Here is a 12,537-nt window from a genome sequence, read left to right as displayed (position 1 = left end):
GGTGCGCAGGCACACGAGGCGAATCTGCGCCGGGCCGCTGCGTGGCACGAACGCGAAGACCGCCCTGGGGTAGGAGCGGCGTGAGCCGCGACCTGCGCGGTAGCCGAAGGGGCGCATCGCGGCTTACGCCGCTCCCACAATGGTCCGTGCCTGCTTAACCCGTATCCCGTCGGCTCCGATGCGTTGCCTTGGGGTAGGAGCTGCGTAAGCCGCGACCCGCGCGGTGGCCGAGGAGGCGCATCGCGGCTTACGCCGCTCCTACAACGGCCCGTGCCTGGTCAACCGTGTCCCGTCGGCTTCGATGCGTTGCCTTGGGGTAGGAGCGGCGTGAGCCGCGACCTGCGCGGTAGCCGAGGAGGCGTGGTCGCGGCTTACGCCGCTCCTACCCGAAAGCAGCAACATGGCCGGTGCCTGGTCTACCCGTGTCCCGTCGGCTTCGATGCGTTGCCTTGGGGTAGGAGCGGCGTGAGCCGCGACCTGCGCGGTGGCCGAAGGGGCGTGGTCGCGGCTTACGCCGCTCCTACAACGGCCCGTGTCTGCATAACCCGTGTCCCGTCGGCTTCGATGCATTGCCTTGGGGTAGGAGCGGCGTGAGCCGCGACCTGCGCGGTAGCCGAAGGGGCGTGGTCGCGACTTACGCCGCTCTTACAACGGTCCGTGTCTGCATAACCCGTGTCCCGATGGCTCCGATGCGTTGCCTTGGGGTAGGAGCGGCGTGAGCCGCGACCTGCGCAATGGCCGAAGGGGCGTGGTCGCGGCTTACGCCGCTCCTACCCGAAAGCAGCAGCGATGTGGGTCGCGATTGCGTAGCGAACCGGCGGCCTATGCCCTTACCAGCGCCTGTGCCTTACCAGCGCGTAGGCCGCGTCAGCGGCGGCGCTTCGCGTTGGCGATCGTAGGCGCGCAATTCGTCGCGCAGGTGGGCGATGCGCTGGCGGCCGAGCGCGTTGCGCTGTTCGTCCAGGACCACGCCGTCGAGCAGTTCGGCCATGCGCTGCGCGGTCGGCAGCATGGTTTCCCAGGCGTCGAGCGCGGGCACCGGCGCCGGCAGGGTCAGGAAGAACGCGATCGCCGGGGTTTCCAGGGCCTGGATCTGGGCCATGTCGAAACTGCCGGGCTTCATGATGTTGGCGACGCTGAACACCGGGCCGCGCTCGGGGTGGTTTTCGACCAGGCGGTGGAATACGCCCATGTGGCCGTAGACCAGGCCGGCCTTCTCGGCCGCGACCACGATGTCCGGGCCGTGCAACTTGGCGCCGGCGCGCGCGGCCAGGTACAGGGTCACGATCTTGTCGAATTCCTCGGTGGCGCGGCGGCCGAGTTCGCTGCCGGCGCCGCCGCCTTCGAGGGTACGGTCGAACATGTCCAGCTCGGCCTGGCGGGTGCTCTCGCCGGTGCCGGGCTCGGCATCGCCCTGGATCAGTTCGCCCAGGGTCGGCTCGCGGCGTCCGGTCTCGCCCTTGCCCGGCTCGCCGGCGTTCTCGCGCGCCAGTCGCTTGCCCTGCCCGGGCTTGCGCGGACGGCCGAAGAACACGATCGCGCCGATCAGTATCAAGCCGGCGATCAGGATGCCGATCCGCAGCAGGGTCACTTCGGACATCGATTGCTCCTTTGAATGCGGAGATTCGGGATTCGGGATTCGGGATTCGTCGAAGCACCTGCGCCGACTTTCGATTCCCTACCCGGTCCCGGCTCCTAAGTTAACTGCAAAAAGCAGTTGCGATGCGACATCACGAGCCGGGCAGCGGCTCTTGCTAATCCCGAATCTCGAATCACTAATCCCGGCGCGGCCGCTTAGGCCGCGCCTGCAAGACGCGTCGCTTCGGCCAGATCCACCGAGACCAGGCGGCTCACGCCCGGCTCGCGCATGGTGACGCCCGACAGCTGCTGCGCGGCTTCCATCGTCGCCTTGTTGTGGCTCACGAACAGGAACTGTACCTGTTCGCTCATCTCGCTGACCATCGCCGTGAAGCGGCCGACGTTGGCTTCGTCCAGCGGCGCGTCGACCTCGTCGAGCAGACAGAACGGCGCCGGATTGAGGCGGAAGATCGCGAACACCAGCGCCACCGCGGTCATCGCCTTCTCGCCGCCGGACAGCAGCGAGATGTTCGACACGCGCTTGCCGGGCGGACGCGCCATGATCGCCACGCCGGTGTCGAGCAGGTCTTCGCCGGTGAGTTCGAGATAGGCGTGACCGCCGCCGAACAGGCGCGGGTACAGCTCCTGCACGCCGGAGTTGACCCGGTCGAAGGTGTCCTTGAAGCGGCCGCGGGTCTCGCGGTCGATCTTGCGGATCGCGTCTTCGAGGGTTTCCAGGGCGGTGGTGAGGTCGGTGTACTGCGCGTCCAGGTAATCCTTGCGGGTCGCGGCCTCGGCGTGCTCGGCGATGGCGGCCAGGTTGACCGGTTCCAGCCGGCGCAGCTTGCCGTCCAGTTCGGAGACGGTGCGCTCCCAGACCTGCGGCTGCATGTCGTCGGTCAAGGTGTTGACCACGTCTTCGAGCACGAAGCCGGCTTCGGCGATGGCCGCCGACAGGGTTTCGGCCTTGAGCACCAGCGCCTGCTGTTCGAGGCGGCGCTGGCCGATGGCTTCGCGCTGCTGCAGGGCCTGCTCGTCGCGCTGGTGGCGGGTCTGCTCGAAGCGGCGCAGATCATTGTCGATGCCGTCGAGCTGGCTGCGCGCGCTGGCCAGGGTCTGCTCGGCGAGCACGCGCTGCTCCAGCGCGACCTGGCGCTGGGTTTCCAGCGATTGCACCGGCTGGTCGCCTTCGGCCAGCTGCGCGGCGAGTTCGCCCAGGCGGCTGTCGAGCTGGCCGCGCTGGCCGCCCATGCGGTCCAGGGCCTGCGACAGGCCGACGATCTGGGTGCGCTGCGCTTCCAGGGTCAGGGCCAGGGCGTGCGCGGTGTCGCGGGATTCGCGCGCGGCGTTGCGGGCGGCATCGCGCGCGTCGCTGAGGCTGCGGCGCTCGGACTCCAGCGCCAGGCGCGAGTCTTCGAGTTCGCCCATGCGCTCGACCGCGGCTTCCTGGCGGGCGCGCGCGTCGCGGGCCTGCTCGCGGCTGCTGTCGAGGGTGATGATCAGTTGTTCGAGCTCGGCTTCGATCTTCTCGATCCGGCCGCGCGCCGAATCCAGGCGGCCCTGCTGGCTCTGCAGCTGGCCGGCGAGTTCGGACACGCTGCGGTGGGCCATGTACAGGCCGCGCTGGGCGTCTTCGCGCTGCTGTTCGGCGGCCAGGGTGCGGTCGCGCAGCTGTACCAGCAGCGATTCGAGTTCGCGCTCGCGGTTCAACAAGCTGTCGATGTCGCCGCGCAGGCTCTGGATTTCGCGTTCGCGCAGCAGCGCGCCCTGCTGGGCGTCGCCGGAACGCAGCACCCGCACCCAGCCTTCGCCGTAGCGCTCGCCGCTGCGGGTGATGACCGAGTCGCCTTCGCCCAGCGAGGGCAGCAGCGCGCGCGCCGCGGCCAGGTCCTCGGCGGTGTGCAGGCGCGCGAGCAGGCGCCGGATCGCGCGCGGGCCGCGCACCTTGGCGGCCAGCGAGGTCGCCGGGTAAACGCTGTCGTCGGCCTCGGGCGAAACCAGGCTGAGGCGGCCGTCGCCGAGCTCGCCGATCGCATCGACCAGGGTTTCCGGAGCATCGACCAGCACGCCTTCGATGAGCTGGCCGAGCGCGCTTTCGACCGCGTTCTCCCAGCCGGCGTCCACGTCCAGGCGTTCGCCGACGCGGGCGGCGCTGTCCAGTCCGCGCGCGCGCAGCCAGTTCACGGCCGCGCCCTGCTCCTGGCCCAGCGCGGCGTGCTGCAGGGTCTCCAGCGACGACAGGCGGCCGCGCGCGGCCTGGGCCTGCTTGCGTACCTCGGCCAGTTCGGACTGGGTACCGCGTTGCTGCTCCTGCAGTTCGGTGACGCTGCCCTTGCGGGTTTCCAGTTCGTGGCTCAGACCTTCCAGCGATTCCTTCTGGACGTCGTGCTGGGCCTGGATCTGCTCGAAGGCGGCGGCCAATGCGGCCAGGTCCAGGCCGGTGCGTTCGTTCGACAGCAGCTCGCGGCGGCGGTCGGCGTCCAGGCTTTGACGGTCCAGGCCTTCGATGCGGGTGCGCTCGACATCGGCGGCGCGCGCGGCTTCGGCCTGCTCGCGGCTGTGCGCGTCCCAGCGCTGCTGCCACTCGTTGAGCTTGGTCTCGGCGTCGCGCAGGGCCTCCTGGCGCGCTTCATCGCTGTCGCGCAGGGCTTCCAGGCGCGGCTCGGCGTCCTCGACCGCGGCGCGCAGGGCGTCCAGACGGTCCTGGTCGCTGCCGATGTGGCTGCCCAGTTCGGCCAGCTGCGCGGCGGCTTCGTCGCGGGCGCGCTGCAGGCGGGTGGTCATTTCGCGCTGGTGCTGGATCTGCTGTTCGATCCGCGCCAGGGCGCCGCCGACTTCGTAGCTGGCGGCCTGGGCCTTGTTCAAGGCCTCGGCGGCTTCCTCGCGGCGGACGCGGCCGGTCTCGAGCTCGCGCTCGGCCTCGCGCTGTTCGGCGATCAGCTGCTGCAGGCGGGTTTCCTGCTGCGACAGCTTCTCGCGCTGCGATTGCAGCTTCTGGTCGAGGGCGCGGTGCTCCAGCGCCTTCCACTCGGCGTCCTTGACCCGGCGCTCGGCCTGGATCGCCTGGTACTGCTCGGCCTGGCGGGCCTGGCGGCGCAGGTGTTCGAGCTGCTTGCCGACTTCCTCGCGCAGGTCGTTGAGGCGGTCGAGGTTTTCGCGGGTGTGGCGGATGCGGGTCTCGGTCTCGCGGCGGCGCTCCTTGTACTTGGAGATGCCGGCGGCTTCTTCGAGATAGACGCGCAGTTCCTCGGGCTTGGCCTCGATGATCTGGCTGATCATGCCCTGCTCGATGATCGAGTAGCTGCGCGGGCCCAGGCCGGTGCCGAGGAACAGATCGGTGATGTCGCGGCGCCGGCACTTGCCGCCGTTAAGGTAGTACTGGCTGGTGCCGTCGCGGCTGACGGTGCGCTTGACCGAGATCTCGTTGAACGCGGCGAATTCGCCGGTGATGGTGTGGTCGGAGTTGTCGAAGATCAGCTCGACCATCGCCTGCGACACCGGCTTGCGCGCCGAGGAGCCGGCGAAGATCACGTCGGTCAGCGAGTCGCCGCGCAGGCGGCTGGCCGAGCTCTCGCCCATCACCCAGCGCACCGCGTCGATGATGTTGGACTTGCCGCAGCCGTTGGGACCGACCACGCCGGTCATGTTGGTGGGCAGGTGCAACGTGGTCGGATCGACGAAGGACTTGAAACCGGAGAGCTTGATCGTGGACAGACGCATGCGGCGGGGTTGCCTCTGGCGCGCCCGCAGGCGCCGCCGTAGATACCAAGGAAGATGAAGTAGTTCGTCTAAATTACTGATTATTCTAGACGATATACGGCGAAAACGCCGCACAGCCTCGTGAGTATAACGGGCCTGCGGCGGCCTCGCCGAGCCATCGCCGGGCCGGCAAGGCCCCGGATCGGCAAAGCTATCCGGCGCCTGCGCTGCTGCGATCCGCAACGGCGGTCATGCTATTGATGACGCCGCGGACCCGGACGCGGTCCGCGACCGTCCGCAACGCAAGGTAGCCAGGCCGATGAGCCGACCCCGCGCCCAACGCCGCAAGAAGGAACCCGGCGACAGCCCGACCATGGCCGACCTGGCCAAGCTGGCCGGGGTCTCGGCGATCACGGTCTCGCGCGCGCTGCGCGACAGCCCCCTGGTCAATCCCGAGACCCGCGCCCAGATCAAGGCCCTCGCCGAGACCCAGGGCTACATGTTCAACATCTCCGCACGCAATCTGCGCCTGCGCCGCAGCATGACCGTGGCGGTGGTGGTCGAGATGACCCCGACCATCGAGCGCCAGATGTCCGGGCCCTACCCGCTGGACCTGCTGGGCGGCATCAGCCAGGAGCTGACCTCGTCCGGCTACGCGGTGCTGCTGACCTCGCTGCAGGGCGGCGGTCTGCCCAGCGTGCAGGCCGCCGACGGGGTGATCCTGCTCGGCCAGGGCGCGCACGAGGATGCGATGCACCAGGTCGAGCGCTGGGGCCGGCCGATGGTGGTCTGGGGCGCGGTCAGCCGGCACGAATCGCAGGTGGTGGTCGGCAGCGACAACCAGCGCGGCGGCGCCCTCGCCGCGGAACGTTTCCTGGCCTTGGGCCGGCGCCGGCCGGTGTTCCTCGGCGATCCCGCCCACGGCGAGTTCGCCGAGCGCCTGGACGGCTACAGCCGCGCCCTCGCCCGCCACGGCCTGACCCCGCTCACGCCGCCGGTGCCGGCCCTGACCGTCAGCGCCGGCGCGGCCGCGGTGCACGGCCTGCTCGACGAGCATCCGCAGTTCGACGCCCTGTTCGCGGCCAGCGACCTGCTCGCGATCGGCGCGATCCGGGCCCTGATCGAGCGCGGCCGGCGCGTGCCCGAGGACGTGTCGGTGATCGGCTACGACGACACCCCGCTGGGCGCGACCTACCTGCCGCCGCTGACCTCGGTGCACCAGAACTTCACCGACGCCGGGGTGCTGCTGGCGCGCAAGATCCTGGCCCTGATCGAGGGCCAGCCGGCGGAATCGGAAATCCTCGCCACCAATCTGGTGGTGCGGGTGACTTGAGCCGCTCGGGTACAGCGCTACTAGGAGCGGCGCTATGAAAAGTTGCGCAGCGAACAGCGGCGCAGCGGCGTGCTGCGGCGCAGCGCGAATGAAGCGGCCGTGGTCGCCGCGCACGGCATCGGCCTAGTCTCGCGAGTCGGCTGCGCGGCAATCCCCAATCCGCTTGAAATCAAGCGCTTGGCCGGCGTCGCCGCGCGAATCGCATAACTGAACCCGCGGCCTTCCGCTGTCGCTCGCCGATCCCTTCCTGCAATTTGTTATCGATAACTTGACATCGATAACAATGCGCCTCTAGCGTCCGCCTCCAGCCGCCGACCGGCGGTCCAGCAAGCAGGCCAGCGACGCGTGACCGATCCGAATTCCTCCGCTCTTCCCGACCTCGATGCCGACCGCGGCTGGCGCCTGCGCCAGGACCGTTACGAACCGCAGCGCCGGCAGCGCGATTCGACCCTCTTCGCGCTCGCCAACGGCTCGCTGGGCGTGCGCGGCGGCTTCGAGGAAGGCCGCGGCGACGGCGACGGCTGCTATCTGGCCGCGGTCTACGAACAGAACCCGATCCACTACCACGAGCGCTTCCGCGGCTTCGCCCTAAGCACCGACACGCGGGTGCCGGTCGCCGACGGCAAGCGCATCGAAATCTGGCTGGGCCAGGAACGCCTGGACCCGGACAGCGCCGAGGTGCTCGCCTTCGAACGCGAACTCGACCTGCACACCGGCGCGCTGCGCCGGCGCATGCGTCTGCGCAGCGCCAAAGGCGCGACCGTCGAGATCCATGCCGAACGCGTGGTGCCGCTGAACGTGCACCCCGGCGGCTGCGACCTGCTCGCGATCCGCTACCGGGTCGCCTCGATCGACTACAGCGGGCCGATCGCGCTGGTCTCGGCGATCGAAAGCGGCCATCGGGCTGCGGTCCAGGGCGACGATCCGCGCATCGGCGTGTCCGGCAGCGAGGGCCTGCTCGGCAACGGCGCGCGCGCCGACGCCGTGCAGGCCCGCTACGGCCAGCGCACCCATCGCGGCACCGGCGCGGTCCTGTGCGGCCAGCGCCATCGCCTGCCGCAGGCCTCGGCCGCACTGCACTTCAGCGCGGCCGAAGCCGACGACGCCCGCGCCGCGCAACGCTACGAAGCGCAGCTGACGCCCGGCGCCGGCGTCGTGCTGGAAAAGTTCGTCGCCTACGCCAGCGCCGCCGAGGCCGCGGGCCTGGACGCGCGCGTCGACACCGCGCTGGCCGCGGCCGCCGATGCGGGCTACGAGGCCCTGGCCGCGCTGCAGGCCGGGGCGATGGCGGAGTTCTGGCGCGACGCCGAGCTGTCCATCGACGGCGATCCGCAGGCCGAGCTCGCGCTGCGCTTCAACCTGTTCCACCTGTGGCAGTCGGCCGGCCGCGACGGCGTGTCCGGCACCGCCGCCAAGGGCCTGACCGGTGAAGGCTACGAAGGTCATTGCTTCTGGGACACCGAAGCCTTCGTGCTGCCGGTGATGGCCTACACCGCGCCGGAAGTGGCGCGGGCGATGCTGCAGTCGCGCCACGGCATGCTCGCCGCCGCGCGGGCGCATGCGCGCGAGATGAACCACCCGGCCGGCGCGCTGTACCCCTGGCGCACCATCGCCGGCGGCGAATGCTCGGCGCACTACCCCTCCGGCTCGGCTGCGTACCACATCAACGCCGCCATCGCCTACGCGATCGGCCTGTACTTCGACGCCAGCGACGACATCGGCTTCCTGCTCGACGGCGGCGCCGAGATGCTGTTCGAGACCGCGCGCATCTGGCCGCAGATCGGCCACTTCAATCCGCGCCGCGGCGACGCGTTCTGCATCCATGAAGTCACCGGGCCGGACGAATACACGGCCATGGTCGACAACAACTACTACACCAACCGCATGGCCCAGCAGCATCTGCGGCGCGCGGTCGCGGTGTGGCGGCGCCTGCTCGCCGATCGCCCGGCCGAGGCCGCGGCGCTGGCCGCGCGCCTGGCCCTGGACGCGGACGAAGTCGCGATCTGGGAGCGCGCCGCCGAGGCGATGTACCTGCCCTACGACGAGCGCCTGGGCGTGTACGCGCAGGACGACGGTTTCCTGGACAAGCCGCGCTGGCCGTTCCCGCCGCGCCAGGGCGAGCACCGGCCGCTGCTGCTGGACTACCACCCGCTCACGCTCTACCGCTACCAGGTCTGCAAGCAGGCCGACGTGGTGATGGCGCTGGTGCTGGCCGGCGCGGACATCGACCGCGCGCGCAAGCGCCGCAGCTACGACTACTACGAGGCGGTGACCACCCACGACTCGACCCTGTCGGCGTCGATGTTCGGCATCCTCGCCAGCGAAGTCGGCCTGGCCGACCGGGCGCTGGCCTATTTCGACGCCAGCCTGCGCGTCGACCTGGACGACCTGCACGGCAACACCGACCACGGCGTACATATGGCGGCGATGGCCGGCAGCTGGCTGGCGCTGACCCAAGGCTTCGCCGGGCTGCGCACGATCGAGGGCGAGCTGCATTTCGCCCCCACCCTGCCGGCGCGCTGGAACGGCTACGGCTTCGGCCTGCGCTGGCGCGGGCGCGAGCTGCACGTCGGCGTCGAGGGCGCGCAGGTGCGCTATCGGCTGATCGAAGGCGAACCGCTGGAAATCGTGCATGCCGGGCAGCGCCTGCTGCTGACCACGCAGGCCGCGCAGGAGGTCGCGCTGGCGGTCGCCGCCGATGCCGCGCCGGCTGTTTTCCCGCGTCCGGCGCAGGCCCTGATCTTCGACCTCGACGGCGTGCTCACCGACACCGCCCATACCCATTACCTGGCCTGGAAGCGCCTGGCCGACGAGATCGGCGTGCCCTTCGACGAGACCGTGAACCTGCGCCTGAAGGGCGTGGACCGCGAGGCCTCGCTGGCGATCATCCTGGAGCGCGCGACGCGTCCGTTCGACGCCGCCGAGCGCCACGCCCTGGCCGAACGCAAGAACGGCTACTACCGCGCCGCGATCGAACAGGTCGGGCCGCAGGACCTGTTCGCGGGCGCGGCCGCCCTGCTCGACGCGGCGCGCGCACGCGGGCTCAAGCTCGGCCTGGCCTCGGCCAGCAAGAACGCGGCGCTGCTGGTGCAGCGCCTGGGCATCGCCGAGCGCTTCGACTGGATCGCCGACGCCGCGACCATCGCCCTCGCCAAGCCCGACCCCGAGATTTTCCTGAGCGTGGCCCAGGCGCTGGGCGTGGCGCCCGAGCGCTGCATCGGCATCGAGGACGCCGCCGCCGGCATCGTCGCGATCCGCGCCGCCGGCATGGCCGCGGTCGGGATCGGCGACCCGGCTGCGCTGCCGGGCGCGGACGCCCACCTGCCGAACATCGCCGCCTTCGACCTGGACGCTTTCGTATCGCGCTGAACCTTGTCCACCGCATCGACGCGCCGCCGAACGGCGCGCCGACGTACACCAACATGACATTCTGAGGAGTGGGGAGAACACCATGCAGCAGCAGTCTCTGATCCGTTATGCGTTGTCGATGGCCATCGCGGCCGCGCTGGCCCCGGGCTACGTGCGCGCGCAGGACGCGGCGCCGGCCGCGGACGCGCCGCAGGCCGGCGAAAGCGAAGCCACCACGCTGGACGCGGTCGTGGTCAGCGGTACCGCGCGCTTCAAGGGCGTGCGCAAGCGCGACGCCAGCTTCTCCATCACCACCGCCTCGCTGGAGCAGTTGCAGGAAGCGGTGCCGCTGAGCACCGCCGACGCGCTCAAGGTCGTGCCCGGTATCTGGGCCGAATCGGCCGGCGGCAGCACCGGCGCCAACATCTTCGTGCGCGGCATGCCGTCGGAAGGCGACGCCCCGTTCGTGACCGTGCAGATGGACGGCGCGCCGCTGTTCCCGCCGCCGACCCTGTCGTTCCTGGAAAACTCCACCCTGTTCCGCATGGACGACACCATCGACCGCATGGAAGTGCTGCGCGGCGGCCCCAGCCCGATCTTCTCCAACGGCCAGCCCGGCGCCACGGTCAACTTCATCCAGAAGAAAGGCGGCGAAGAAACCGAAGGCAGCCTGCGCGTGACCGCCGGCAGCGACAACCTGCGCCGGGTCGACGTGTTCAACAGCGGCAAGCTCGGCGAAGGCTGGTACTACAGCATCGGCGGCTTCTACCGGGTCACCGACGGCGTCCGCGACACCCAGTTCCCGGCCGACAAGGGCGGCCAGTTCAGCGCCAGCCTGACCCGCAGCTGGGACAGCGGCGAGGTCACCCTGTACGCGCGCCACACCGACGACAAGAACGCCTTCTTCACTCCGATCCCGCTGCTGTCGCGCAACAACGGCAAGGACCTGTCCAGCTTCCCGGGCCTGAACGCGCAAAGCGGCACTCTGCTCGGCAACGACTTCCGCCGCGTCACCATTCCGACCGGCCCCAACGGCGAGACCATCAGCCGCGATCTGGCCGACGGCCGCGGCATCAACCTGGACGTGTTCGGCGCCTCGATGGACTTCTACGTCGGCGACTGGACCATCAGCGACCGCGTCAACCACGTCAGCGGCAGCGCCCCGACCAACGGCCTGTTCACCGGCGCCAGCCCGCAGACCATCAGCTCCTACATCGCCTCCTTCGGCAGCCCCGGCACCGCTACCTACACCAACGGCGGCGGCGCGGTCGACCCGAACCAGCAGGTGCTGACCGCCGGCTTCTGGGTGGTCGACAAGGAGATCGAGTCCTTCACCAACGACCTGCGCTTCAGCCGCGACCTGTTCGAGGGCAACACCCTCACCGCCAGCGTGTACTACGCGCGCTACTCGTCCAAGGACACCTGGTACCTGGGCAACAACATGCTGCTGACCGCGCAGAACAACGCGCGCCGCATCGACGTGACCCTGGCCGACGGCCGCCAGGTCACCCGCGACGGTTTCGTCGGCACCTCGTTCTTCTCGCTGCGCGGCGACTACGACGGCCAGAACACCGCCGTGTTCCTGGCCGACGAGTGGCAGATCAACGACCGCCTGCGCCTGGACGGCGGCATCCGCTACGAATGGCAGCAGGTCGACGGCACCGTCCACAACACCGCCAGCGTCGACCTGGACGGCAACCCGAACACGCTCTACGACAACAACACCTCGATCTCGCTGCCCAGCAGCCGCCGCATCGACCAGGACGACAAGCATTTCTCCTGGACCCTGGGCCTGAACTTCAAGCTCAACGACACCTCCAGCCTGTTCGCGCGCGCTAACTCCGGCTACAAGCTGCCGACCTTCGACAGCCTGCGCGACGGCAACAACAAGGTCCAGGAAGTCGACCAGTACGAGCTGGGCTTCAAGTCCGGCAATTCGGTCTACGACCTGTACCTGACCGCGTTCTACAACAGCTTCACCAACTCGCCGTTCCAGGCCTTCCTCGACGACGGCACCAACTTCACCACGGTCGGCGATTCGCGCGCCTACGGCGTCGAGCTGGAAGGCGCGGTCCGTCCCTTCGGCGGTTTCGAGCTGCGCGCGACCGGGGTCTGGCTGGACGCCCAGTACGAGAACTACCGCGAGTTCACCGGCAACCAGGTGATGCGCCAGCCCAAGACCCAGTTCCGCATCACCCCGAGCTACTTCTGGACCCTGCCGGTCGGCGATCTCAAGCTGTTCGCGACCTACTCGCACATCGGCGACCGCTACGCCGACCTGGCCAACACCCAGCAGCTGCCCTCGTACCACACGCTCGACGTGGGCGCGAACCTGCACGTCGGCGAGCATTGGGAGTTCACCGCCAGCGGCAGCAACGTCAGCGACGAGCTCGGCCTGACCGAAGGCAATGTGCGCGTGCCCGGCGCGGCCACCGGCGGGGTGTTCCTGGGCCGGCCGATCGCCGGGCGCTCCTACCAGCTCTCCGCGGCCTACCGCTGGTGAGCGCGGCGGCGGCGGGCGCGCATGCGATGCTGCGCCCGTCGCTTTCGACCGCCCCGCGCCGCACGGCGCGCGGTTT

General features: G+C 69.9%; 6 protein-coding genes. 4 read left to right on the top strand and 2 right to left on the bottom strand.

From position 1 onward, the window contains the following. Nucleotides 1-847: 847 nt before the first annotated feature. Together zipA and smc are read right to left on the bottom strand one after the other, a co-directional pair. The gene (zipA, locus tag ASD78_RS13890; RefSeq protein ID WP_056102408.1) at nucleotides 848-1,600 is read right to left on the bottom strand and encodes a cell division protein ZipA; all 753 of its coding nucleotides are present in this window, start codon (nucleotides 1,598-1,600) and stop codon (nucleotides 848-850) included. A 194-nt stretch (nucleotides 1,601-1,794) separates the two neighbouring features. After that, nucleotides 1,795-5,298, bottom strand: a complete 3,504-nt coding sequence (smc, locus tag ASD78_RS13885) for a chromosome segregation protein SMC (protein WP_056102405.1) — start codon at nucleotides 5,296-5,298, stop codon at nucleotides 1,795-1,797. Between the two features lie 298 nt (nucleotides 5,299-5,596). Between smc and ASD78_RS13880 the strand changes: the two genes are divergently transcribed. The 4 genes from ASD78_RS13880 (at nucleotide 5,597) to ASD78_RS13870 (ending at nucleotide 12,461) form a co-directional block, all read left to right on the top strand. Next, nucleotides 5,597-6,610: a LacI family DNA-binding transcriptional regulator gene (locus ASD78_RS13880; RefSeq protein ID WP_055906458.1), complete on the top strand. Its 1,014-nt coding sequence runs from the start codon at nucleotides 5,597-5,599 to the stop codon at nucleotides 6,608-6,610. Between the two features lie 42 nt (nucleotides 6,611-6,652). Then, the gene (locus tag ASD78_RS20795) at nucleotides 6,653-6,817 is read left to right on the top strand and encodes a hypothetical protein (RefSeq protein WP_156087763.1); all 165 of its coding nucleotides are present in this window, start codon (nucleotides 6,653-6,655) and stop codon (nucleotides 6,815-6,817) included. Between the two features lie 138 nt (nucleotides 6,818-6,955). After that, nucleotides 6,956-9,979 (top strand): beta-phosphoglucomutase, encoded by a 3,024-nt coding sequence (gene pgmB, locus ASD78_RS13875; RefSeq protein ID WP_156087762.1) that lies wholly within the window; start codon nucleotides 6,956-6,958, stop codon nucleotides 9,977-9,979. A gap of 82 nt (nucleotides 9,980-10,061) precedes the next feature. Continuing rightward, a complete protein-coding gene (locus ASD78_RS13870) occupies nucleotides 10,062-12,461 on the top strand; it encodes a TonB-dependent receptor (RefSeq protein ID WP_056102398.1) in 2,400 nt (799 codons plus the stop codon). Nucleotides 12,462-12,537 lie beyond the last annotated feature (76 nt).

This window comes from Lysobacter sp. Root667 (genome assembly GCF_001427715.1).
Taxonomy (GTDB): domain Bacteria; phylum Pseudomonadota; class Gammaproteobacteria; order Xanthomonadales; family Xanthomonadaceae; genus Lysobacter.
Note: the sequence above shows the minus strand (reverse complement) of the source record. Positions and strands in the feature narration are given on the sequence as shown.

What these genes read in the sequence shown, in the direction of transcription:
- zipA (WP_056102408.1), bottom strand. Translation starts at nt 1,600, where the DNA reads ATGTCCGAAGTGACCCTGCTGCGGATCGGCATCCTGATCGCCGGCTTG.
- smc (WP_056102405.1), bottom strand. Translation starts at nt 5,298, where the DNA reads ATGCGTCTGTCCACGATCAAGCTCTCCGGTTTCAAGTCCTTCGTCGAT.
- ASD78_RS13880 (WP_055906458.1), top strand. Translation starts at nt 5,597, where the DNA reads ATGAGCCGACCCCGCGCCCAACGCCGCAAGAAGGAACCCGGCGACAGC.
- ASD78_RS13870 (WP_056102398.1), top strand. Translation starts at nt 10,062, where the DNA reads ATGCAGCAGCAGTCTCTGATCCGTTATGCGTTGTCGATGGCCATCGCG.